Consider the following 24,317-nt stretch of genomic DNA (forward strand, 5'->3'; position numbering starts at 1 on the left):
ATTCAGTTTAAGATTACGGCTAACAACAGCAACCTATACACTACCCAGCTAACGGTAAGCAACCAGCCAAGATGCATCAGTTTGGTTCGGCGGATGTGCTCTAAGAACATCAGCCCCGCTACAGCCATGAAGCATAGCGTGCAAATTAAAGGCATCAGCGCAATGAATTTCGCCAGCAGCAACACCGGCAACAGTAGCAATGCGCCTGCTAAAGAAATGGTCATCATATTACCGAGGTACTCCCAACGTTTTGCCGGGGCATAAATGCTGATGACGATGCCCTGAAATAAGACCTGCCCACCACAGATAAAGTACTCGCGCAGCGGATGGCCAATAGGTACAAGTGGTGATAGATGATGCGCGTAAACCGTCAATATACCCCCTACAACCAGCCAGGTAAATGCCAGGTAAATGAGGCGGTAACCCAGCCTAAAACTTGGCTGTATGCCGTTAAGATCATGCGCTGCCGGGATTATTACCCGGCGGTTGTAAGATATAAACGCATATACTTTTTTCATCAGCCACACGAAAGGTGCAAACCCAAACAGCGGCTTCAACAACGGGAAGCTATTGCCGATAACCTTAAACAAGCTTTCTACGCCGTAACTTACCTCGCCGGTTTGCGTATCAACCAAAGCAATTTCGTTTACAGCGCGCTGCCTGTCAACCAGCGGACAGGCCGCTTCGGGCATATCCTGGTAGCTTGCCCTGCCCCCATCATCGAGCATGCCGGTATGGGTAAATGCTTTGGTATATGCCTTGCACATGGGGCAATCGGCATCGTAAAGTATCAGGTGGTTTTGCAGGGTTTTCATCTGTTTGCTTAGTTTGTTAATTCTTTTGCATGGACAAATGTAAAACAATTGTTTTGAACTTTCAAAACATATTGAAAGTTTATTTAGAAAATTTCTACCTAATCATTGCTAAGATTGTATCACTGCAATATGCGGAATGATATTTGAGTAATCTTGATGACCATGCTATTCCAAAACATTCATTTTATTATCAACCCTGCATCGGGTAAAAGCGAAGCGATACTAAGCTACATACAACATGCCCTTTGTAAAACCACAATTAACTGGGCGGTAACCGTTGCCATTAAAGAAGATGACTGCTATAGCATAGCATCTGATTTAGTGGGCCAAACCGATTTGGTGGTCATTTACGGTGGCGATGGCAGTATCAGCCAGGTAGCAAGGGCCCTTTGCGGTAGCAACACGCCAATGGCTATTATACCAGGGGGTACGGCAAATATATTATCCAAAGAATTGAACATCCCGCAGCAGTCGCAGGATGCCTTGGCGCTCATCATCGGAGGAGAAATTCGGCTGATGCGGATAGATATGGGGCTAGCCAACGGTAACCTTTTTGTACTTAGAGTAAATATGGGGGTTATGGCGGATATGATACTGGAGGTAGATAGCCAACTGAAAGAGAAACTTGGGCAGGTAGCTTACGGCATTTCCGCTTTAAAAACTGCGGCGGTAGCAAAGCCTCAAACCTACAATTTAATGATAGACGGCGAAACGTTCATCGAAACCGGCGTACTGCTAACCGTTACCAACGCCGGCAGCATGGGCATTGGCGATATGGCGCTTTTCCCGGGCATAAGTATAAACGATGGTTTTCTGGATGTCATCTTGATGCATGATACCGACCCTTTGTCGGTACTGCAAGTTGCGGGGAGTACGATCTTTCATCACGAATCTGAAGTGTTGAAGCACTGGCGTTGCAAAGAGATTGTGATTACTATGGAGGAAAGTACCCATTATATATGCGATGATAGCGAACGGCAGGCAAACAACATCCATATTAAAATACTACCGCTGGCCTTAAATGTGTTGGTTGCAGCAATAAAACAATAAACTATGTACCATATAATAAAAAGCTGGTGGCTGGTAATTTACATCTTTATGCAAAAGATGCTGGATATTTTACACCGATACATTTACGGTTTACCAAATATTAAAAAGAGCCAGATAACGGCCCACCTCTATCTGGGTAGCCAGTACAACCTCATCGGCTTAAAAAAATTAAAAGCGCTTGGCGTAACCGCAATTGTAAACATGCGCGAACATCGGGTTTATTCAAAAGCAAAATATGCGCATATCAAATACCTCCATTTGCCGACGGTAGACAATACCCCCCCTACCATGGATATTTTGTTAAAAGGTGCAAATTTTATTGAGACTGAGATAAACATGGGAGGCACCGTATACGTGCATTGCAGGCAAGGACTTGGCCGCGGCCCTACCATGGCTATTGCTTATCTCATCAAGGCGGGAGCCACCTATTATGATGCTTTTAACACGGTAAAACGGGTGCGCCCCTTTATTGACCCACGCCCAACGCAGATAGCACAATTAAAACATTTAGAAATCATCTGCCATACAAATCCTAAAAACAGTACTATTTAAGGCTGTCGTATAATTTTCGGGAAATAATTTCTATTGGTAGTGCCTAAATTAAAATTTAGTTAATAAAATTGCGTTGTTAATTTTTTATGCTGCGGCTATGGTAATAGTTGCATAAATTTCCATCTTTACCCAATGTTCAGAAGTATAAGAAACCGATACCTGAGATATCTTACCATCTTTGTTTACTTTGTTATCCTCTTTTTCTGCGCCATAGAATTGAATTTCTTATGGCTATTTGGGCATTCGCCTAATATGAGTGAAATCAAAACCCCTGTTGTTTGGCTTCCCTCTGAGGTGTACACGGCAGATGGTAAGCTCATCGGCCGCTTTTATAAACAAGACCGTTCGCCGGTGGAGTATAAGGCTATTTCTCCCTACCTGGTCAACGCGTTGGTTGCTACCGAAGATACACGGTTTTACAAACATGGCGGCGTAGATTTCATAGGCTTTGTAAGCGGGCTGGTATCTACTGCCAAAGGCGACAGGCGTGGTGCAAGTACCATTACTCAGCAACTGGCTAAAAATCAGTTCAATACGCGCAAACGCACCTCACAGGGCCTGGTACAGTACGTACCTGTGCTGCGCACCCTTGTTTTTAAATGTAAAGAATGGATTACAGCCTATAAAATAGAGCACTTGTACACCAAACAGCAAATACTTACCATGTATTTGAATACGGTGCCTTTCGGCAATAACTCGTATGGCATAAAAACAGCAACCTTAAAATACTTCAATAAAATGCCAGGACAGGTTGCCCCTACCGAGGCAGCTACATTGATCGGTATGCTCAAGGCTACCTCTACTTACAACCCGCGCGTTTATCCGCAGCGGGCTATTGAACGCCGCAATGTGGTGCTTGGTCAGATGGTGAAATACGACTACTTAAGCAAAGCCGACTACGACAAGTACACCCAGTTCCCTATCGGACTAGACGGGCATTATGTAGACAAAACCGGGCAAGGCGATTCGTACATACGGCACGCGGTTGAAAAATGGCTGGATAAATGGTGTAAAGACAACAACTACGACCTTTACGAAGATGGCCTGAAGATATACACTACTATAGATAGCCGCTTGCAGCAATACGCCGAAGAAGCAGTGAACGATAAAATGAAGATGCTGCAGAAGCGCTTCAATAATTTATGGGGCGATAAAAATCCCTGGCGCGACAGCAAAGGTGTAGAGATAAAAGATTTCTTGCTGAAAGCCGAGCAAAGGCTCCCCATTTACAAACTGCTTTCCAAAAAATATAAGGGGGATACTACGCAGATAAACGCCTATTTCGAAAAGAAGAAACGCATGAGCGTGTTCACCTGGAAAGGTGATCAGGATACCACCTTTAGCAGCGTAGATTCCATCAAGTATTATACAAAAATCCTGAACACCGGCATGATGACCATGGAACCATCTACCGGTAAGATAAAAGTTTGGGTGGGCGGTATCGACCATAAATACTTCAATTACGACCACGTAAACCAGTCCAAACGCCAGGCGGGCTCTACTTTTAAGCCTTTTGCCTACGTTACTGCTATTGATAATGGCTTTACCCCTTGCGATAAGTTTACCGACAAACGCGTAAGCATCAAATTCAAGGATAACGGCAAGGATGATGTTTGGGAACCCAACAATGCCGATTTCAACTTCTCGGGCCGCGAAATGTCACTACGTTGGGCCATGGGCAAATCGGTAAACTCTATTACCGCCCAGGTTACCGAGCATGTGGGCTGGGATAAAATTGTAGATTATGCGCACAAGATAGGTATCGAGAGTCCGCTAAAATCGGTGCCATCGGTTTCCTTGGGCTCCAATGATGTTTCGGTTTTTGAGATGGTGCGGGCATACAGCACGTTCCTGAATAAAGGCCAAAAGGTAGACCCCTTGCTGGTTACCAAAATAACGGACCAAAAAGGAGACGTTATACAGGAGTTTACGCTTAAAACCGAGCAGGTGCTGAGCGAAGAAACAGCATGGTTGATGCTTTATATGTTCCGCGGCGGGATGGAAGAACCAGGCGGCACATCCCAGGCACTTTGGGAATACCCCGGCCTATGGAAAAAAGACAACCAAATAGGTGGCAAAACCGGCACTAGTAGTGATTATGTAGATGGCTGGTATATGGGTATCACCAAAGATTTGGTAACCGGCATTTGGGTAGGCGCGGATGATCGTAGCGTGCATTTCACTACATCAGAAACCGGTGAGGGTTCGCATACGGCGTTACCCATTTTCGGTGAGTTTATGGAAAAGGTGTACGCCGATCCGAACTCGGGGTACACCTACGGGCCTTTCCCTAAGCCATGGGTGAAAATAACCAAAGAGTATAACTGCCCTTCTCCAAGGATAAGAGAAGCTGATACCACGGCAGTAGATAGCCTGATGGAGATGCCAATGGATACTTCAGGGGTAATAACAACTCCTGTAAAAGAAGAAAGCCCGGAAAATAATGCGCCAACGCCTAAATAAATTGCCTATATCAGCGTTTGGCTATAAGCGTGCTTTTAATTAAATTACGCCATATTCTTAACACAGCCTTATGAATAAACGTTACTCTTCCTACGTAAAACTTCCGCTTGTACTATTTTGCCTGTCGCTTGCGCTATTATTTAGTCAGCAGGCAAAAGCGCAATACTTTGGGCAAAACAAAGTGCGCTACAAAAAACTCGACTTTAAGGTATATAAGACCCCGCACTTCGAGATATACTATTACATAAAAAACGATAGTATGATGAAGCGATTTGCCCAGGAGGCCGAGCTTTGGTACACACTGCACCAGCAGGTATTTCGCGATACTTTCAGCAAGCCAAACCCCATCATATTGTACGCCAACCATCCCGATTTTCAACAAACAACAGCCATAGATGGCGAGATAAGCGTGGGTACAGGCGGTATTACGGAGGGCCTGAAAAACCGGGTGGTGATGCCCGTAATGGAAACCAACCAAACCACCAGGCACGTACTTGGGCACGAATTGGTTCACGCCTTCCAGTACCATATGCTATTGGGGCGCGATTCTTCCAACTTCGAGAATATCGGCAACATACCGCTTTGGATGGTGGAAGGTATGGCCGAGTATCTTTCGTTGGGTAAAAAAGATGCTTACACCGCCATGTGGATGCGCGATGCCTACCTTAATCACGATATTCCAACGGTAGAAGAGCTTACCACCGGTAATAAATACTTCCCGTACCGATATGGTGAGGCTTTTTGGTCGTTCCTGGGATCTACCTATGGCGATACCATCATCGTTCCATTCTTTAAGAATACCGCCCGTTTTGGGCTTCAATACGGTATCAGGCGCACGTTTGGGTACGATGATAAAACGCTTTCACGCCTTTGGAAAAACTCTATAGAATCTACATACAAGCCGTTTTTAAAAGATACCCTGCAAAAACCGGTAGGCTTAAAAATTATTGACGATAAAAACGGTGGCGATATGTCGGTGGCACCCTCGGTTAGTCCCGATGGTCAATACATCGCCTTCCTGTCTTCAAAAAATCTCTTTAGTATAGACCTTTACCTCGCCGATGCCCATACGGGGCGAGTCGTGAAGCGGTTAACGAGCAAAACGGCCAATTCGCACGTGGATGAGTTCAACTTTATCGAATCGGCAGGTGCATGGTCGCCCGATAGCAAGAAATTCGCCTTCAGCGTATTTAGTAAGGGGCGCAACCGTATGCTGGTAGTTGCCGTGCCCGATGGCAAGGTGTTGAATGATATTTCCATGGGCAAGGCCGAGCAATTCAGTAACTTAACCTGGTCGCCAGATGGTAAAAACGTGGCATTCCAGGCACTGTCAGAGGGCCAGGGCGATATTTACATGTATAACTTCGAAACAAAAAAAGTTATACAACTCACCAACGATAAGTACTCCGATTACCAGCCCAGCTTCTCGCGCGATGGCAACAAGATTATCTTCTCCAGCGACCGCAGCACTTACGATCAGGGTTTATCACAGGAAATCACCTTCAATCTGGCCGAACTTGATATCGCAACCGGCAAGGTTACCGATATCAAAATCTTCAACCACGCCAACAACCTTAACCCACTATATTCTGCAGACGGTACGCAGGTTTACTTCCTGAGTAACCGCGACGGCTTCCGTAACTTGTACCGCTATACGTTGGCGAATGGCAAGGTTGAGCAGATGACAGATTTGTTTACCGGCATCTGCGGCATTACCGAATATTCACCTGCGCTAAGCATCTCCGCCAGCGATGATATCGTGTACTCGTACTATCGCGCGCAGAAATATACTGTGTACAATGCCAAGGCTTCAGAGTTTAAGCCACTGATAGTTGATGGTGGCACAACCAATTTCGAGGTGGCTATGCTGCCCCCAACCCGCGCAGTGGGGGTAGATTTGATCAATTCTAACTTAAACAACTACCTTGCCTACCCAAAACTCTCTGCCGATTCTATCCACAGCATAGCATACAAACCCAAATTTAAGCTGGATGCCTTGGCCAGTAATGGCGTTGGCGCGCAGATTGGCACTTACGGCACCGGCTTATCCAGCGGCATCGTAGGCGTTTTTAGCGATATATTGGGCCGTAATCAAATCTACGCCAGCGCATCGGTAAACGGCGAGGTTTATGATTTTGGCGCGCAAGGGATTTACATTAACCAGGAGGGTCGTTGGAATTGGGGTTTCGGCTTGTCGCATATCCCCTACCAGTTTGGTAATTATGGCCTCACAGCAACCACTATAGATTACCAGGGGCAACAGACTAACGTTTTAGACCAGCACACCGATATCATCCGCATCTTTCAGGATGCTATACAAGGCTTTGTACAGTACCCTATCTCTAAACAACTGCGGTACGAAATCGGCGCAAGTGCATCGCGTAGCAGCTTCCGTATCGACCGCTACAGCACCTACTACCCTATAGATACAGCGGGAAACGTTTACAACGCCATCGACTTTAAAAAGCACAAGATATCCCGCGAACAATATCGTGCCGAAACTGGTTATGATTATCGCCCCTTCAGCACCTATACCATCGGTACATCGCTTACCGGCGACGATTCTTATTTCGGTATTGCCGCCCCGCTTGGTGGTTATCGCTTTAAGCTGGGTATTGATTACAATATGGGAACTTACAAATATTATTCGCCGAATATCGACCTGCGCAAATACGTGCGGGCGCAGCCGGTTACCTTTGCCGCAAGGTTTTACGGCACGGGCCGCTTTGGCGATGACGCGAACGCTTTCTACCCGCTATCCGTTAGCTACCCATGGCTGGTACGCGGTTACGATCTTTATAGCGACAACAGTACCATTGGCGGCACTACCAGCGTTTGGAACAGCAACCAGCTGAACGGTAGCCGTATTGCTGTAGCAAATTTTGAGATACGCCTGCCATTTACCGGCCCTGAGAAGTTGGCCTTATTACCTTCGAAGTTCCTTTTTTCAGATCTTAACTTTTTCTTCGACTCCGGTTTAGCCTGGAACAAGGGAGATAAGATCACCCTGTTCAAAACCGAGCCGGATATCCTTTCTACAACACCCGTTACCGACCCAAGCACCAATCAAACAACCAACTATGTTACCGTAAGCCGTGTGCCTGCATTTAGTGCGGGTGTATCGTTAAGGGTGAATGTGTTTGGCGCCTTTATATTAGAACCTTACTACGCTTTCCCATTCAACCGCAAGGACGTGAAGAAACCGGTATTCGGGTTTAATTTTACGCCGGGATGGTAAAAAAGATTTGAGAAGTGAGATTTTAAATGTGAAATAGCAACTACATTTTTAAACAAATTATAAAGAGCCGAAGTGTTATTGCTTCGGCTCTTTTAATGCTTTTTTTGTAAATAACGCCCGTAAAGTAGACACTTATTGGATAAATTCCCGATCGATATTCAGTTTAAACACTCCTGGCGTACATATCAGCAACGGGTGCTGGATAATTTAGATAACTATCTTTTAGACGGTCATTTACATATTATCGCTCCACCCGGTTCGGGTAAAACAATATTAGGCCTTCAGGTGGCTATCACAGTAAACCGGCCAACGCTTATCCTTGCTCCTACTATTGCAATCCGCAACCAGTGGATCCAAAAATTTTGCGATTCGTTCCTGCAGACCGATACACCGCCGGAGTGGATCTCACGCGAAATACGTAAGCCTGATTTTTTAACGGTAGTTACTTACCAGGGTTTGCATGCTGCCTGCAATAATATAAATGCAGAAGCCGAGGAGGACAGCGAAGAATTAAGCTCTGAGGAGCATACCCGGCCAGCACAAAATCAAAATTTAGAAAATATTGTCCTCTTGTTAAAAGCCCTGCAAGTTGGCACTATCGTAGTTGATGAGGCCCACCATTTAAAAAATGAATGGTGGCAAACTTTAATTAAAATAAAACAGCGCCTTAATCCCGTTATCATCGGCTTAACAGCAACGCCTCCTTATGACGTATCGGCAAATGAATGGCAACGGTATATAGACTTGAACGGTCCTATAAAGGTAGAAATATCAGTACCGGAGTTAGTAACAGAAGGCGACTTGTGCCCTCACCAGGATTATGTGTATCTTTCTCAGCCAACCGATAGCGAGTGGGATAATATTACCTCGTTTCGTAGAAATATCGAAAATGCTTTCCATAGCCTTAAAACCGATGCGACCCTGATTGAAGCTATAGAATCGCACCGGGGGTGGACAAATCCTACTGAAAACCTGGAATGGATTTATAGTAACTTGTCGTTTTACTCTGCCTGTTTAATATTCCTGAATGCCTGCGGAAAAACAATCCCCCAATGTTTCGTTGAAATAACAGGCAATAAAAACTCCAGGATACCTGCCTTTGACTACAATTGGGCAGAGACGCTGCTGGATTTTTATTTGTATAAAGAAAAAGAAGATTTCAAATTATATAAGGATCATAAGCTAAAACTGGAGGCTGATCTTAGGCGGTGTGGTGCATTGGAAAACCGGCAGATTATGTTTTCAAAAAATAAAAAAATCGTCAGTTCGTTAACCTCTAGTCTTAGTAAATTAAATAGCATAGAACGCATTGTAAAGTTCGAATATGGTCAATTAGGACCTTCCCTGCGTTTGGTGATTTTAACTGATTTCATCAGGAACGAATTTTATGCCAATAGCTCCGATCAAGTATTCGACTTAAACAAAATTGGCATCATCCCTATTTTTGAGAAGCTTAGGCGAAGCAAAAATGAAAATTTTAAAATTGGGGTGCTAACAGGATCTGTAGTTATAATACCGAAGGATGCCTACCCAACTTTTTTGGCAAAAATACGTGTTTTGGGTATCCATAACATCGAATGCGGTTGTTTGCCGGCCGATGATGATTATATATTGATACAACGATGCGAGCAGATAAAAAATGATATCGTAAATATCATTACTCAATTATTCGAACAGGGCGAAATCTGTGTACTGGTAGGAACAAAATCTTTACTAGGCGAAGGATGGGATGCGCCATCAATCAACAGCCTTATCCTCGCAAGTGTTGTAGGCTCATTTGTTTTATCCAACCAAATGCGCGGTAGGGCAATCAGAACCCAAAACGACAACGCTGATAAAACCGGCAATATTTGGCATTTATGCTGCCTAGACAGAACGTCGACATCAGGAGGAGCTGATTTTGAGATGCTGGAAAAACGTTGTAAATGTTTTGTAGGTGTTTCTGATAGTTTAACTATCGAAAATGGCATCGGTCGGCTCCACCTATTTACTGTGGCATCATCCGTTATAATGGAGGAATCAAACCAGAAAACGATGCTTGTTGCTGCCGACCGGGAAGGCCTGAAACATAAATGGCAAAATGCGCTCGAGACCGGCGCAAACCTGGTAGATGAAATTAAAATTCCATTTTCAGATATCCGGGGCTATAAAGCGGTTACTAAATTGTATCTAAACAAAACCATAGCGCACTTATCTGCGGCCCTTGGTTTTGGCTTTATGGAGTTTTTGATTGGAACAGTACAATCGTTGCCCAGAGCATTGAGTAAAGTAAGAAGTTTAAATCAGCTATATCTTCTTTTGGCGTTTTTCGGTTTAGCAGGCTTATTGATATTTGGCCGCAAGGCATATAAAACGTTTAAGCTATACATAAAATACCTGGACATTGCCAAAGACCTGCAACAAATTGGCGAAGTGCTGTTGAACACCATGATTAAAGTTGGAATGGTGAAATCAGACATACCTGATCTTAGTATTCATGCATCGCTTGACAAATTAGGTGGCGTAAGTTGCCATCTGCAAGGCGGATCTACCTACGAAAGCTCGGCATTTATAAACATGCTGCAAGAGATAATTGCGCCGATAGATAACCCCAAATACGTTATCGTAAGAAAAAGCCTGCTGGCACGTTTTATAAAGCAAAAAGATTTTCATACGGTGCCCGAATATCTTGGGCGCAACAAAGAATCCGCTAGCTACTTTGCACAGCAATGGGAAAAAAAAGTAGGCCCTTGCGAATTAATTTACACGCGTACGGTTGCAGGCCGAAAGATACTGGTACAATCCAGACTTAAATCTCTTTCGTCTGAATTTGTTGAAAAAAATGAACGGATAAGTAAATGGAAATAAATTATATGCCGTGTACCACTTTCCCGGGCTAATAAAAAGTTATAAAAGCCTATTAACGTTGTAAGGAAAAACTCATTATTACGACCAATAGATGACAAACGCATTGGCACTATATTTCGTAGATTTATTGAGCAAAGCATATTTAGATAGCTTACAAATTATTACCAAAGAAAGAAAAATGAAAAAATTAATTTTAGCAATACTCGTTATCGGTGTATTCGGTTCTATTAGCTGCCAGAATATCAACGGGCAAACAAAAAAACAAAGCGCGGCACGCCCAAAAAGCAAACCCCCTTCGGAGTGGAAGAAGATACTGACGCCAAATCAGTATAACATTATGGTGGAGAGTGGCACCGAGCAGCCTTTTAAGAACGCTTATTACGATAACCACGAAAAAGGTGTTTACGTAAGCGCAGCTACCGGCGACGTATTGTTTAGTTCGGCCGATAAGTTCGATAGTGGCACCGGCTGGCCAAGTTTTGTAAAAGCAGTAGATGCGGGCAAAATAGAGATCGTGACCGATAACAGCTACGGTATGACGCGCGACGAAGTCATAGAGCGCAGCACCGGCTTGCACCTGGGCCATGTGTTTGACGATGGCCCTGCCGACCGTGGCGGCAAACGATTCTGCATGAACTCGGGCGCATTGAAATTCATTAAAAAGTAACAGCTCTTCGCGCTGGTTGTATAGAAGGCCGTCCGCCAAAAGTGGATGGCCTAACTTTTATTCCGCTTTCATAATTCAAGCCTATAGTAAGGTCAACCCAATCCGGGTTTACCGGGCGTATCATCCTTTCCTTTTGCGGACGGGTAAAAGTGCTTACCTGCTTAAAGCGCTCCATGGCCTGTTCCTCGGTATTTATTTCTTCAAAATAAACCAAACGGTTAAGCTGCTGCGCGCTATCGAAAAATAGCGTTGGCATTTCGCCATAAAATTTCAGCGTTTTCAGCAGGTCTGCGCACATGCCTACATGTAAATTCTTCCTGTTCCTGTCGGTGATGATATAAACGAACCTCTTCATTTGATAAAAAAATTTGCCGGTTAAATAATTATTACTAACTTTATGAGCATAAAATTACTAATAAATTTAGCAATTCCAAATTTTATGGCAAATATTTCACAAAATATTAAGTTCCTCCGCAAAAAGAAGGGGTTAACCCAACAACAATTTGCCGATCAGGTAGGAATAAAACGCTCATTAGTAGGTGCTTATGAAGAAGAGCGTGCAGAACCCAAATACGAACTACTAAAATCATTAGCATTGTTTTTTGACGTTTCTATTGATGATTTCATCAACGAAACCATTGATGAGAAGTGGGCACCCAAACCAAAAGGTAACCCGGCCAACCTGCGCATCCTCAGTATTTCGGTGGATAAAGAGGAAAACGAAAATATTGAGCTGGTACCCGTTAAGGCCAGCGCGGGCTATTTAAATGGCTATGCCGATACCGAATATGTGGCAGCTCTACCCAAGCTGTATCTGCCTATGTTTAAGCAGGGCACATATCGCGGTTTTGAGATAAAAGGCGATTCGATGCTGCCGCTGCAATCGGGCACTATTATCATTGGTGAATACCAGGAAAACTGGGCCGACGTAAAAGCTGGCGAAACCTATGTTATCGTATCAAAAAGTGAGGGCGTTGTGTACAAACGTGCGGGCAACAAATTCAAAGAAAATAAAAAACTGAAGTTGATATCAGACAACCCGGTTTACGACCCGTACGAGATTGCTGGTGAAGACGTGCTGGAGATATGGAAAGCTAAAGCCTATATATCTACTCATCTGCCCATGCCAACCCCAGAGCCTACGATGGAAAGCCTCACCACCATGATGGCTCAGATGCAACGGTCTATAGCGGGGCTTAAAGGCGGAAATTAGTTATAAAAGTTAGAAAGGTTAAAAAAGTTAGAAGGGTTGCAAAGGTTGATAGCCTTAGCGGCCCTTTTTTATGGTAATTTGCGGCTCGGTTGGAAAGGCTTCAGAAAAGCCTGAAGAAATAAAGATTTAAGAGAAAGCTACCAGTAGTGCAACATCTCCAACTCTTTAAACCTCTCTAACCTATTAATTTAATGTATCTTTTTAATTACCATCACATTTTTTCATCTCTGCTTCATAAATTATATCTTTATTCGTATCCTCTAAAAAGTTTAAAAGCACATGCGCCGTTGGTGGTTTATAGTAGTTTATTTATGGTTCCCCTTAATTGCGGCTGCGCAAAGTGGGGTTATAACGGGTAAAATAACCGGTGCAGGTAGCAAAAACCCGGTTGCAAGGGCCAGCGTTTTTTTAAGCAATGCCAGCTATGGCACCGCTTCGCTGGATGACGGCAGCTTTACGCTTCGTGGCGTAAAGCCTGGCCAGTATAATTTGGTGGTTACCGTGATAGGTTATGAAGAGTTTTCTAAACAGGTGCTGGTAGGCAGCCAACCCGTAAACCTTGCCATTGAACTTACGCCCAAGGTAATGATGATGCGCGCTGTTACCATCACCAGCAGTGCCGACTGGAAAAAGAATTACGAAATGTTCAAAAAGGATTTCATCGGCATTTCCGAAAATTCTAAACAATGCAAAGTAATCAACCCCCATATCCTTGATTTAAACTATGTGCGCAAAACCCAAACGCTTGAGGCATCGTCAGATGAGTTTTTGGTTGTAGAGAACTATGCCCTTGGTTACCGCACCAAATTTTTACTAAACAGCTTCAGCAGCGATAATATCTCCCATACTATATCCTATTCTGGAAAGGCACTGTTTGAAGAACTACCCGGGAGCGACTCGCAGAAAAAGAAATGGCGGGCAAAGCGCGAGGAATCGTACTATGGCTCTGCACAGCATTTTTATCGTTCGCTTTACAAGAACAAACTGGTTGATGAGGGCTTCGTTATCTATAGTTATTCCCGAATCCTCAACCCTAAACGTTACCAGGAAGCCTACATTCAAAAGAAGATAAAACAGTTCAACGGCTTCAACCGCGATTCGGCCCTGTATTGGGTCGACCAACAAAACGTGCCCAAATGGGCAAAAGAAAACCTGGTAAAACCGCCGCTTACTGCTATGGATGTTGTACGTACTACCCCGCAGGAAGGTATTTTTGCCATCACATTCCCGGCCTATTTATACGTGGTTTATACCAAAAAACACGAAGAAGAATTATTCAGGGATATTTACCGCCCGCTGGATATGGAAAATTTCGAAACCAGCGTAATTACGCCAACCAACCGGCATTATGCCATCTTTGATATGAACGGAATCGTAATAGCAGAAAGCCCGCTTTACGAAGGCACCTGGAGCAAAGCCAAACTATCTAACATGCTCCCCGTAGATTATGAGCCAGGCGATTGATTGAGTTCATTGGTTCATTCCAGAGGACGGTTACTTACATAAATTCCTCGTCGCGTTTTACCCCTGATTTGTCTTTTATGCACCTGTAAGAACAGTGTCTAATAATGCAAATTTGTGTTATACAAAACATTATTTTATTAAGCAAAACGCAAGGAAAATCATATGAGAAAGATAATCGTCGTATCATTCATAACATTAGACGGGGTAATGCAAGCACCAGGCGGACCGGATGAAGACCCATCAAACGGTTTCGCATACGGAGGGTGGGTAGCACCTCATTCAGACGAGGTTTCTGGCAAGCTTATGCGGCAACAAATGGCACCTACAGATATTCTGCTGGGCCGCAAAACATACGATAATTTTGCAGGCTACTGGCCGCAAAATGCCCAGATTTGGCCGGGTATCAACGAGGTCACCAAATACGTACTGTCAAACACCATCAACCAGTCCGATTGGGAAAACACGGAATTTTTGACCAGTCTGGCCGATATCGAAAAACTCAAAAACGCTGAGGGCGGCGATATTAAAGTTTGGGGCAGCGGCGAACTGGTGAGAGCCCTGTTAAAACATGACTTGGCAGACGAGCTTTGGCTTAAAATTCACCCCGTTATTCTTGGTAAAGGCAAAAACCTGTTTAGTGCCGAGAGCTCGCCAGCCGGGTTTACTTTGTTCAAAAGCGCAATAACGCCGAGCGGGGTGATATTTGCCAGTTATAAAAGATCCGGCGAAGTAAAGACGGGTGCCATCGGAGCTTGAAATCTAAAGCAAACAGCCAAAAAAAACGGCCTTCTTGTTGTCAAGGAGGCCGTTTCAGCTATGTAATATAGGGTAGTAAATTATTGTGGACCCAACTTATCCAGTACCGGTTTTTTTAAACCCGGCAAATCGTTTTGGTCGGTTTTGAGTAATTCCAGCACCTCGATTTTATTTTGCCCTGCTTTGAACCATTCGGCCGGGGCGTAAATGGTTTGCTGCGGGCCAATGTTCCAATAACGGCCAAGGTTATGCCCGTTAAGCCATACAGTCCCCTTGCCCCATTTGCTTAAATCGAGATAGGTATCTACAGGCTTTTTGATATTAAATATAGCCTTTTTTATCACCGGCTTACCGTTGCTGATTTGCAGACCATTGCCTTTTAAGTTCAATTTATCCAACGGCAGGCCATAGCTGTACCAATTTTTTAACAGGCTTCCGTTGAATAATACACCGCCTGTAATACCCTTTTTGTTCTTGAGCAAGTATGGGCCAAAGTTGATACGGCCTAGGTTTTCTACCAGTATGTCTAATTGCACTTTTCCCTTCGGCAGAGTAAGCTCCAGGCTATCCTGTTTAAGGCGCCTATCCAACACGCCCACGCGTTTGCCGTTTAGGTAAATGATGCCATAATCGCGCAGCCCGTCAATTTTCAGCATACCTTTTTTTCCGCCGATCACGCTCGTACGATAGAGTACGAAACCATAATCCTGGCTAAGGTCCTCAAAGGTTTGTGGGTTTGTATGCAGTTTTGCTGCCGGCAGGTTACCAAATAAGCCATAGGTTTGCGTAAAGTGGATGGCGGGCAAATCTACAGATGACTTCGCTGCCGGCACTTCGGGCAATGTTTGGCCTGGCTTAAGGTGTTTTTGTATAACCGCCCTAAATTTTAGGTATTTATCCGTAGCATTGCCTGCCTCATCAAGCGGCGCATCGTAATCGTAGCTGCTTATCTGTGGTTCGTAAGGGTCTTTATCGTTGTAGTTGGCTCCGTTCATGAAACCGCGCGTGGTGCCGCCATGGAACATGTACATGTTGATGGAAACCCCGGCCGATAGCACCGAATCCAGCCTGGCCAAATAATGCTCTGCCGGTACGGTGTGGTGCTTGGTGCCCCACCAATCGAACCAGGCAGGATACCACTCGGCTATAAAATACGGGCCCTTGCCGCCATGGTTTTCGTTAATCAGGCGTTTTACTTTCGCCACATCGTCTACCCCGTTTATAGCAGGCAGCAGGCCTGGTAAATGGCCATCTTTTATGGCAGCCTCGGGGTCGCAGGTGTACAACTGCCCATCAAAACCTGCATCGATGAACATTTTTTGGTTGAGGGCAAGGTAATCTTTGTCTGACCCGTAAGAGCCATACTCGTTCTCTATCTGCACCATCAATATATTGCCGCCGTGGTTTATTTGCAGTGGCGCAAGCTGTTTGCCAACCTCCATAATGTACTTGTGGTAGGCGGCCAAATATTTAGGCTCCGTGCTGCGCACCTGCAAGCCCTGCTCCTTCTCCAGCCAGTACGGATAGCCACCAAATTCCCATTCGGCGCAAACGTATGGGCTGGGGCGCAGTATCACATAAAGGCCCTCTTCTTTGGCAATCTTTACAAATTCGGCAATATCATGGTTGCCACTGAAATCGTACCGGCCTTTTTGCGGCTCGTGCGCATTCCAGAAAACATAGGTGCCGATGGTATTGAGGCCCATGGCTTTGGCCATTTTCATGCGGGCACGCCAGGCTTCGCGCGGCACACGGGTGTAATGCATCTCGCCTGATATGATCTGGAACGGTTTACCATCGAGCAGGAATGCGTTATCACTGAGGGTAAACGTATGTTTAGTCGTTTGCGCCCTTAGGCTGTACGACATGAATAGAACAAGGACGAATAATAGTAGTTTTAGAAGTTTCATATAGTGCAATACGGTGTTTTATTTATAGGAAGACGAGCTATTTTACATTAAGTATGATGGTAGAAGATTTTAAATTCCCAGAACTGAACTGAACCTGAATTATACCCGGCGCTCCAGTTGTCTGTATGTAAGCCAACAAACGGCCATGCATTGCTTTACGGCGGTTTGCCTGGTAGCTTTCGTGGCTGCTGTTGCTGCCGCTCTCCAATCCCAGAAGCCTGGCCGGCCCTGTAACGCTTACGCTAATATCATCTTCGGCGGTAAATACGGGGTTACCGTCTTTATCGTTTACGTACACTTCAACCTGGCATAAACCTCGTTCAAGGCTTTTAAACAACACTTTATCGGCTACTACCTTCAGCTGGTAAGCGTCGCCGGCTGTCCTGATAGCGTTACTGCATACCTCAACGCCATTGTTATATCCCTTAACCCGTAGCTCGCCGGGTTGGTATGCCACCTCCCAATAAGGTACCTGGCCTTTCGCTACGGCGCGGGACTGCCTGCCGAGGGACTGCCCGTTTAAAAAGAGTTCTACCTCCTGGCAATTGGTAAAACAATCAACTTTTGTTTTGCTTCCCGGTTGCCAGTTCCAAACCGGCTCGGCGCTACGGTGGCTCCATATGCCTTTATCTTCGGCGCTGGTTATGGCGCGAGAGCCTATATAAGCCATAGGTTTATCGGCCCATAGACTTTGGCGATAAAAGTATTCCGGCTTTTTAAAGCCAGCCAGATCTATCAATCCTGCACCATTGCTTCGTTGGGGCCATTTACCCGCCTCGCCAAGGTAGTCGATACCTGTCCACAGGTATTGGGCAGAGATATATTCGTTGCTGTCTACCGCTGCCCAGGCTTGCTGCGCCATACCGTTCTCGCTGCCGTAGATGATGCGGTCGGGATATTTTTGATGGTCGTCTGCATACCGGTACTCCTGGTAATTATAGCCAACCACGTCCAGTTCTTCGGGGTACCCCACTTCGTTAGACATTACTACACCTGCAAGCGCGGCGGTAACGGGGCGGGTAGAATCAACCGCCTTAACAGCCTTTGCAAGCTGCCGGGCAAGGGGCGTTAAGCCGCTTGCTGCCGGATGATCGGCCAGGTAACCCTTACCGTAAATCTGGGGGTTGCGCCCGGTGTTGAGCACCTCGTGACTGTAAGGGTCGTTAGGGTAATCAATTTCGTTACCAATGCTCCACATAATGATGGATGGATGGTTGCGCGCGCGCTGCACCATATCGCTCACATCCCTATCGGCCCATTCTTTAAAGTATTCATGGTATCCATCTTTTGAGGGGGTGCCAACGTTCCAACCGGCTACCCATTTGTTTTTGCCAATAGCCCACTCGTCGAAAGCTTCGTCAATCACCAGGAAGCCCATTTTGTCGCACAAATCATACAGGTAATCTGCATGGGGGTTATGGCTCATACGCAGCGAGTTTACGCCCGCTTCTTTCAGGATTTTCAACCTCCGCACCCACACTTCTGGCGGCACGGCAACACCAAGTGCTCCCGCATCATCATGGATGCAAACGCCTTTTAACTTGGTACTTTTACCATTGAGGAAAAAGCCTTTATCCTTATCGAAACGGATGCTGCGGATGCCTACGCTTTGTGTCACCTCATCTATCTTTAAGCCTTTCCTTAGTAACGTGACCTGCAATTTGTATAATTCAGGCTTTTCGCTGTCCCACAAACGGGGAGAAATTAGTTGCTGATCGAAGTTGACTTGTTGTTTCCCCGCTTTTGCTATTAACTGCTTTTGCAGTGTGGCAGCCAGATTGCCCTTACCATCGAACATCTTAATTTGTACCGTAACTGGCGTATTAGTGCTGCCGCTGTTGGTAACATCCAGCTTTATATTCGTTTTGGCTTTGGCAGGAGAAACTTCCGGCGTGGAAAAGGCTACATCCCATAGCCCTACGTGTACAGGATTCTTTATAACGAGGTAAACATTTCGATATATGCCCGAGCCCGTGTACCAGCGCGAATCGGCAAACTGGCTGTGATCTGCCTTTACCACTATTTGGTTTTGGCCGGCGAGGTTAAGGTATTTGCTCAACTCGTATTGGAAAGGGATAAACCCATTTGGCCGTTTGCCCAGCAGGTGGCCGTTTATCCAAACCTCGCTGTTTTTGTAAACCCCATCAAAGTAGATGTACACCTGTTTGCCGCGCCAAGCTGCGTTGCCCGCAAAGTTTTTCTTGTACCAGCCAATGCCGCCGGGCAAGTAACCCGTAGCGCTGGCCCATGCATCGCTAAAAGGGCCCTCAATGCTCCAATCGTGCGGCAGGCTTACATTTTTCCAATAAGCTTCGAGCTTGAGGCCATCGATACCTTTATCGATATCGCCCTTATGAAAAACCCAGTCGGCATTGAATAAGGCAGGCGTACCGGGAGCCTGCGCCTTAAGCAGCAGCGGCAACCATATGAGGCCAAAGGCGGAAAATAACAGGTAAATCTTTTTCATTGCAGTTAGCGTTGATTGATTAGTTAATGGTGCCGGTAAAAGTGACGATGGAGCGTGCCGGGATAGTAGCGTTGTTCCCGGTAACTTTCCCGTATTTAAGCTCAGAATCCTGAGCAGTAAGGTAGGAGAGCTTTAAACTCAATTTTGCCGAAGCTGCATCAAAACCTGTGGTGACGGGCTCTTTAGCAGGATTTACGATTACTAGCGTTAACTCATTACCTTTTTTGTACGCCGAAACCAGCAGCGGACCGCTGCTGGGCATAGCTGCTATCCGCACGGCGCCAGGTGCTATAAAACGGCTGTAATTACCCATGGCCCAAAGCATTTTACTTGTGTAGAAGTTGCCGTCGGTTTTATTTTTATCGATGTAGATGAGGCCATCTTTATAGTCGTAAGGCGATATGGCGGTCCACCATTGCCATGCTGATGCGTTAGCTACGGTTAGGTCGGTATGGATTACTGACGCAAGGTACAGCGCCGCGTCAATGCCTAAATCGCGATGGTTGCCATCTATTTCGCCGGCATTATCGCCCAAAATGCAGTATTCTGATTGCCATAGCTCCAATCCTTTTATTGCCGCCACCGTATCGGCCAGTGCCTTACGGGCTTTTACCGATGCCGCCATAGGCGATGTGGTAAAGTAGCTATGCGTAGCTATCGTACGGCTCAACGTTGGCAAATCGCCTATATAAGAAGGCATGCCGGGTTTAAAAAAATCGTTCACCTGATTGCCTTTACCGTGCTTATCGCCTTTCGTAAAAAGGTAATTAATACTACCAGCTTCGCCAATCAATATTTTTGAGCTCACTTTATTGCTTTGGAAGTTTTTATCAATAGCGCGTACCAACCCGGCTATCTCGGCATTATTGTAGGGGCATCCCTCCTGCCCACCATCGCTCCAATCCCATTGAGGTTCGTTTACGGGGCTGATGTAATCTAACTTAACTCCGGCTACCTTTTTCAAACCCTTCACGGTATTGGCCAGGTAAGCGGCAAAAGCATCATATTTATCAGGTACTATATTCACCTTGCCTTTGGTTGCAAAGCTTTTGCCATTGGCAGTAAACTGTACCGGGGGACTATTGCTAAAACCCAAAAACTGCTTCACCCCCCGCTGCTTAGCGGCTTTTAAAAACCATACCTGCCCTGCCTGGTTTTGCCAGTTGTAGGTGCCATCATTATCCAGGAAAGATTCGGCGCGTCGCCATTCATCGCCAATACCGCTCGCATTGCCCTGCTGCGTACTGCCTGCACCTATATTAAACCGCCATTGCGATAAACCAATTCCCATGGGCGAGCCATCGGGATTGGTTTTACGGCTAAAAAGCAAGTCGGCTATTTTCTCACGTTTAGCATCGGGCCAGTTACCTACAAACTGACAGGCCCATGCATCTGATGCCGCAAAGTTGCTGATGGTTTGGTAGGTTTTAGCAGCATCGATATGTATAGTTACCTCGCCGGATTGCCCATGGGCAACCAGCCGGCCAAGCGCCAGACAGGTTGCCGTCAAAAGGACAATTTTAATAGTTGATTTTCTGATCATTATTTAAAAAACAAAGCGGGCAAGCCTGCCGGCATTGCTCGTTTTTGTAAGTTACTGTTGTATAATTTGCCACTGCTGGTTGGTGCCCGCATTTGCATTCCATTGTATGATACCGGCACCGCTAGTGGTAGATGCGCCGTTATCATCAAGTGCAAACCCGCTGTTTTTATTTATCACTTTATAAACACCTGGGCTGACTGCGGTTAGTTGCCATTGCTGGTTGTTGCCGCCATTCCAAGGCCATTGAACAATGCCTGCACCTGCAATAGTTGAACTCATATCTACATCAAGCGCCTTGCTGCTGTTACGGTTGGCGATCTTGTAATAGCCGCCACCATTGTCGGTAATTATCCATTGCTGGTTGCTACCCCCATTTTGCGGCCATTGAATGATGCCGGCGCCATCAACTGTTGACGAACCGTTAACATCCAACGCCTGCCCGCTATTTTGGTTTAAAAAGCGATAGAAAGCACCCGTGTAAAAAACATCGGTACCACCTGCGCCCACGCCCCACGCATAGATAAGGCGGCTTAAGCCAGATAAATTGGTATTTGTAACAGTGATGCCTGCGCCGCTTCCACTTAATTGCTGCATAGCATAACTATCGCCGGTACGGATGCCCGGCCAATAAACACTACCCATGCCGTAGCTACGCGCCACATTGGTAAGTCCCTGTAGGTAGGCAATTTCAGGGTCGCCGCCAATGGCACCTGTATAGTTTTTGCCGCCCGTCATGGGTACGCCAAACTCGGTGAGCACAGCGCGGCCTGCATAATCACCTAAATTGCTTTTAAAACGGTTTTCCCATTGGACAGCCGTAGTATTGGTGCCATCACTAAAAAAGTTATAATCATGTATAGATAGCAGACAACCGGTAAAGCGGCTATCGGCCCCAACTCCCTTGATATCCTGCGAGTAAGAGGTGCCGCTTATTAAAATATGCCCTTGCGGCACTGTTGGATAATTACTTAACCATTGCGCGCAAATGGTTGTCCAGTCGGTTAACGAATATCCGTGAGGTTCGTTAAATATCTCAAAGTAAACGTGGGGGTTACTGCCATACCTGGCAACTACCGCTTTCCACATCAACCAAAACTCCGTCATATTATCTACTTTCCCATCGGCTTGCGATTTGGATTCCCAGCAAGCCAATATTACATTCATATTTTTGCTGATAGCCTTATCAATAACGCCAATATATGAACCCCACCAAGCTTGCGACACCGTTGAATAATTGACCGGTAAGCGTAGCGTGTTTGCGCCCGTGTTGGCTTTGATACCGGTTAACACGGCATCAGCTGTTGCGGATACGGTAGTGTAACTATCTGATGATGACAAGGCGCTTAAAACCAAAATACCATCGCTAAAATTATCGCCGTCTGCAGCCCAGTTCACTCCTTTGATGGGGCCTGGCGGGGGCGAATCGGTCGTAACCGGAACAGGGGGTAAATCTACCACATCTGTTATCTCGTCGTTATCGGCTACAATACCTTTATCTTTCTTACAACCGGTTATTAAAACACCAGCTATTAACACTAATCCAAATATCCTCTTCATGGGTAAGCCGGGGTTGATGCACTATTAAAGCAGAAGGGAGCAAGTAACACTCCCCTCTGCTTATTTTTATTAGTAACCTGCGTTTTGTTGCAACTGCCCGCCAGATGCCTGTATCTCTGTGCGGGGTATTGGTAACCAGTAATGCTTGGTGGCAAACGAGCGGCCATCCAAAGCAACTTTCGGTGTGTAACTAAAGCTGCCGTCGGCATTTTTGGTAATGATTACGCCTGCTGCAGGTTTATTCTCGGTAACATCGGCAATCTTCCAACGGCGAACGTCGTAAAAACGATGCTCTTCGAATGCCAATTCAACACGGCGCTCGTAGCGGATCGCATCGCGCATTTCCGACTGCGAAAGCCCTGCTGCCAGCGCAGGCATGTTGATGCCCGGCCTTGCACGTATCATGTTGATAGCACTGCGTGCGCTGAGCGTTGAACCTGCAGGTATCGCATCCGGACCGTAAGCTTCGTTTGCGGCTTCGGCAAAGTTTAGCAGTATCTCAGCGTAGCGGAAATATATCCAGGGCTGGAAACCTGCGTTACCCCATGGGTTTTGAAGCGGATAAGCATCGTTCATGAACTTTTTAAGGTAATAGCCGGTTTTGGTGGTATTCCAGTTATCGGCACCATCCTTGCTATCCTTTCCGCCCGGGGTGAAGGTTTCTATATTGCGGTCTCTGTAAAAAGAACCATTGTACAATACCGTCGCCGCAAAACGCGGGTCGCGGTGTTCGTAAGGCTTACTGGGATCATAACCAGATGTAGCATCGGTAATGGGCTTGCCGTTGTCCATCTCATAATCATCCACCAGGTTTTGCAATGGCGTGTTACCCGCCCAGCCGCCGTAGCCGTTTGGCCCGTTGGCAATTTCCAGGTGCGTGTGGTTATCGTTCTTGGTGTACAAACGCTCAAAGATCGTTTCGTTGGTTTCGTTCACCAGGAACAGGTTGTTATAACCGCCTGTGTAAATACCGTATTTATTTAGGCTGATAACGGCCTGTGCTGCAGTTGCTGCGTCGGCCCAGGTACCTGCACCCTCATATAGCGGGCTGGCAGCATAAAGCGCCAAGCGCGATTTTAATGCCAGGGCAGCACCTTTTGTTGCTCTGCCCAATAGCCAGCTGTTATCATTGTTCAATGGCAGTTTAGCCGCTGCATCATCCAGCTGTGCAAGCACGTACGCTATACTTTCTTTAATCGTAGCTCTTTTGTAAAGCGATGGATCCTGCAAATCGTCGCTCAGGCTGGTTACTTTATCGCCCATCAACACTACACCGCCATAGTTGCGGATAAGGTCCTGATAGCGGAAAGCCCTGATGAATTTCAACTCGCCTTCTATACGGGTTTTATGCCCCGCGCTCATGGGTAATTTCGATAATATACTCAACGCATAGTTACATTCCCTTATACCTCGGTAGCTCCTGCCCCACAACACGCCTGCGCCGCCCAGGTTTTCGGGGGCCAGTTGCCCGCGTTGTACCAACCAGGTGGCATCATCGTTGTTGTAGATAGATTCATCCGTAAGTGAGCTCCACATGCTGTACTCAAAGCCGCGGCCGAAACCGGGGTTTGTACCGTCGGCTTCTTTATCCTGTAACTTGGTACCGATGTAGCGGTTGGTTACGTAAGCCTCAAACACTGCAGTATCTGCCTCAATGGCCGATGTTGCGATCCTATCGGTTGGCTCTACCGTCAAAAAATCTTTTTTACACGCTGTTATGCCCAGCATACCGCCAAACAGTATAAACAACGGGGTTATATGTTTCAGTTTCATTG

16 protein-coding genes are annotated in these 24,317 nt (G+C 46.0%); 9 read left to right on the top strand and 7 right to left on the bottom strand.

Annotation, left to right across the window (positions count from 1 at the left end; translation table 11 throughout):
• Window positions 1-2 precede the first annotated feature (2 nt).
• Window positions 3-815 carry a DCC1-like thiol-disulfide oxidoreductase family protein gene (locus tag E2R66_RS18225; RefSeq protein WP_133233197.1) on the bottom strand — a complete coding sequence of 271 codons (813 nt, stop codon included), beginning with the start codon at window positions 813-815 and terminating at the stop codon, window positions 3-5.
• A gap of 162 nt (window positions 816-977) precedes the next feature.
• On the opposite strand from E2R66_RS18225, the gene E2R66_RS18230 reads away from it, so the two are divergent.
• From E2R66_RS18230 to msrB, 6 genes are all read left to right on the top strand, one after another.
• Window positions 978-1,865, top strand: coding sequence for a diacylglycerol/lipid kinase family protein (locus E2R66_RS18230; RefSeq protein ID WP_158288446.1), 888 nt, complete (start codon window positions 978-980; stop codon window positions 1,863-1,865).
• A 3-nt stretch (window positions 1,866-1,868) separates the two neighbouring features.
• Window positions 1,869-2,417, top strand: coding sequence for a protein-tyrosine phosphatase family protein (locus tag E2R66_RS18235; RefSeq protein WP_133233201.1), 549 nt, complete (start codon window positions 1,869-1,871; stop codon window positions 2,415-2,417).
• Between the two features lie 132 nt (window positions 2,418-2,549).
• Window positions 2,550-4,880, top strand: coding sequence for a transglycosylase domain-containing protein (locus tag E2R66_RS18240; protein WP_133233203.1), 2,331 nt, complete (start codon window positions 2,550-2,552; stop codon window positions 4,878-4,880).
• Window positions 4,881-4,950: 70 nt separating this feature from the next.
• Complete coding sequence (locus E2R66_RS18245; protein WP_133233205.1) at window positions 4,951-8,118, top strand: DPP IV N-terminal domain-containing protein; 3,168 nt, start codon at window positions 4,951-4,953, stop codon at window positions 8,116-8,118.
• A gap of 135 nt (window positions 8,119-8,253) precedes the next feature.
• Window positions 8,254-10,965 (top strand): DEAD/DEAH box helicase family protein, encoded by a 2,712-nt coding sequence (locus tag E2R66_RS18250; RefSeq protein ID WP_133233207.1) that lies wholly within the window; start codon window positions 8,254-8,256, stop codon window positions 10,963-10,965.
• A 178-nt stretch (window positions 10,966-11,143) separates the two neighbouring features.
• Window positions 11,144-11,632, top strand: a complete 489-nt coding sequence (gene msrB / locus E2R66_RS18255) for a peptide-methionine (R)-S-oxide reductase MsrB (protein ID WP_133233209.1) — start codon at window positions 11,144-11,146, stop codon at window positions 11,630-11,632.
• On the opposite strand, the gene E2R66_RS18260 is transcribed toward msrB, so the two are convergent.
• The gene (locus E2R66_RS18260) at window positions 11,622-11,987 is read right to left on the bottom strand and encodes a GIY-YIG nuclease family protein (protein WP_133233211.1); all 366 of its coding nucleotides are present in this window, start codon (window positions 11,985-11,987) and stop codon (window positions 11,622-11,624) included. The two genes, msrB and E2R66_RS18260, sit on opposite strands and share 11 nt — an antisense overlap.
• A gap of 84 nt (window positions 11,988-12,071) precedes the next feature.
• Here E2R66_RS18260 and E2R66_RS18265 point away from each other — a divergent pair, with 84 nt between their 5' ends.
• The 3 genes from E2R66_RS18265 to E2R66_RS18275 all read left to right on the top strand — a co-directional run bounded on the left by E2R66_RS18265 (window position 12,072) and on the right by E2R66_RS18275 (window position 15,065).
• Window positions 12,072-12,845, top strand: coding sequence for an XRE family transcriptional regulator (locus E2R66_RS18265; protein WP_133233213.1), 774 nt, complete (start codon window positions 12,072-12,074; stop codon window positions 12,843-12,845).
• Window positions 12,846-13,124: 279 nt separating this feature from the next.
• Window positions 13,125-14,309, top strand: coding sequence for a carboxypeptidase-like regulatory domain-containing protein (locus tag E2R66_RS18270; protein ID WP_133233215.1), 1,185 nt, complete (start codon window positions 13,125-13,127; stop codon window positions 14,307-14,309).
• 162 nt (window positions 14,310-14,471) lie between these two features.
• The gene (locus E2R66_RS18275; RefSeq protein WP_133233217.1) at window positions 14,472-15,065 is read left to right on the top strand and encodes a dihydrofolate reductase family protein; all 594 of its coding nucleotides are present in this window, start codon (window positions 14,472-14,474) and stop codon (window positions 15,063-15,065) included.
• A gap of 80 nt (window positions 15,066-15,145) precedes the next feature.
• Here E2R66_RS18275 and E2R66_RS18280 read toward each other — a convergent pair whose 3' ends face one another.
• The 5 genes from E2R66_RS18280 to E2R66_RS18300 form a co-directional block, all read right to left on the bottom strand.
• A complete protein-coding gene (locus E2R66_RS18280; RefSeq protein WP_204985948.1) occupies window positions 15,146-16,975 on the bottom strand; it encodes a glycoside hydrolase family 35 protein in 1,830 nt (609 codons plus the stop codon).
• A 37-nt stretch (window positions 16,976-17,012) separates the two neighbouring features.
• Window positions 17,013-19,442: a glycoside hydrolase family 2 TIM barrel-domain containing protein gene (locus E2R66_RS18285; protein WP_133233219.1), complete on the bottom strand. Its 2,430-nt coding sequence runs from the start codon at window positions 19,440-19,442 to the stop codon at window positions 17,013-17,015.
• Window positions 19,443-19,461: 19 nt separating this feature from the next.
• Entirely contained in the window at window positions 19,462-20,952 is a 1,491-nt protein-coding gene (locus E2R66_RS18290; RefSeq protein ID WP_204985949.1) for a glycoside hydrolase, read from the bottom strand.
• Between the two features lie 84 nt (window positions 20,953-21,036).
• Window positions 21,037-22,542 (bottom strand): RICIN domain-containing protein, encoded by a 1,506-nt coding sequence (locus tag E2R66_RS18295; protein ID WP_133233223.1) that lies wholly within the window; start codon window positions 22,540-22,542, stop codon window positions 21,037-21,039.
• A gap of 69 nt (window positions 22,543-22,611) precedes the next feature.
• Window positions 22,612-24,315, bottom strand: coding sequence for a RagB/SusD family nutrient uptake outer membrane protein (locus E2R66_RS18300; RefSeq protein ID WP_133233233.1), 1,704 nt, complete (start codon window positions 24,313-24,315; stop codon window positions 22,612-22,614).
• Between the last annotated feature and the right edge of the window lie 2 nt (window positions 24,316-24,317).

The sequence above is a fragment of the Mucilaginibacter psychrotolerans genome (assembly GCF_004519315.1).
Taxonomy (GTDB): Bacteria; Bacteroidota; Bacteroidia; order Sphingobacteriales; family Sphingobacteriaceae; genus Mucilaginibacter; species Mucilaginibacter psychrotolerans.

Bases quoted from the DNA above. Each gene is read 5' to 3' on its own strand.
- E2R66_RS18230 (WP_158288446.1), top strand. From the start codon at position 978: ATGCTATTCCAAAACATTCATTTTATTATCAACCCTGCATCGGGTAAA.
- E2R66_RS18300 (WP_133233233.1), bottom strand. From the start codon at position 24,315: ATGAAACTGAAACATATAACCCCGTTGTTTATACTGTTTGGCGGTATG.
- E2R66_RS18260 (WP_133233211.1), bottom strand. From the start codon at position 11,987: ATGAAGAGGTTCGTTTATATCATCACCGACAGGAACAGGAAGAATTTA.
- msrB (WP_133233209.1), top strand. From the start codon at position 11,144: ATGAAAAAATTAATTTTAGCAATACTCGTTATCGGTGTATTCGGTTCT.
- E2R66_RS18295 (WP_133233223.1), bottom strand. From the start codon at position 22,542: ATGAAGAGGATATTTGGATTAGTGTTAATAGCTGGTGTTTTAATAACC.
- E2R66_RS18275 (WP_133233217.1), top strand. From the start codon at position 14,472: ATGAGAAAGATAATCGTCGTATCATTCATAACATTAGACGGGGTAATG.
- E2R66_RS18225 (WP_133233197.1), bottom strand. From the start codon at position 815: ATGAAAACCCTGCAAAACCACCTGATACTTTACGATGCCGATTGCCCC.
- E2R66_RS18270 (WP_133233215.1), top strand. From the start codon at position 13,125: ATGCGCCGTTGGTGGTTTATAGTAGTTTATTTATGGTTCCCCTTAATT.
- E2R66_RS18280 (WP_204985948.1), bottom strand. From the start codon at position 16,975: ATGAAACTTCTAAAACTACTATTATTCGTCCTTGTTCTATTCATGTCG.
- E2R66_RS18285 (WP_133233219.1), bottom strand. From the start codon at position 19,442: ATGAAAAAGATTTACCTGTTATTTTCCGCCTTTGGCCTCATATGGTTG.
- E2R66_RS18265 (WP_133233213.1), top strand. From the start codon at position 12,072: ATGGCAAATATTTCACAAAATATTAAGTTCCTCCGCAAAAAGAAGGGG.
- E2R66_RS18235 (WP_133233201.1), top strand. From the start codon at position 1,869: ATGTACCATATAATAAAAAGCTGGTGGCTGGTAATTTACATCTTTATG.
- E2R66_RS18240 (WP_133233203.1), top strand. From the start codon at position 2,550: ATGTTCAGAAGTATAAGAAACCGATACCTGAGATATCTTACCATCTTT.
- E2R66_RS18245 (WP_133233205.1), top strand. From the start codon at position 4,951: ATGAATAAACGTTACTCTTCCTACGTAAAACTTCCGCTTGTACTATTT.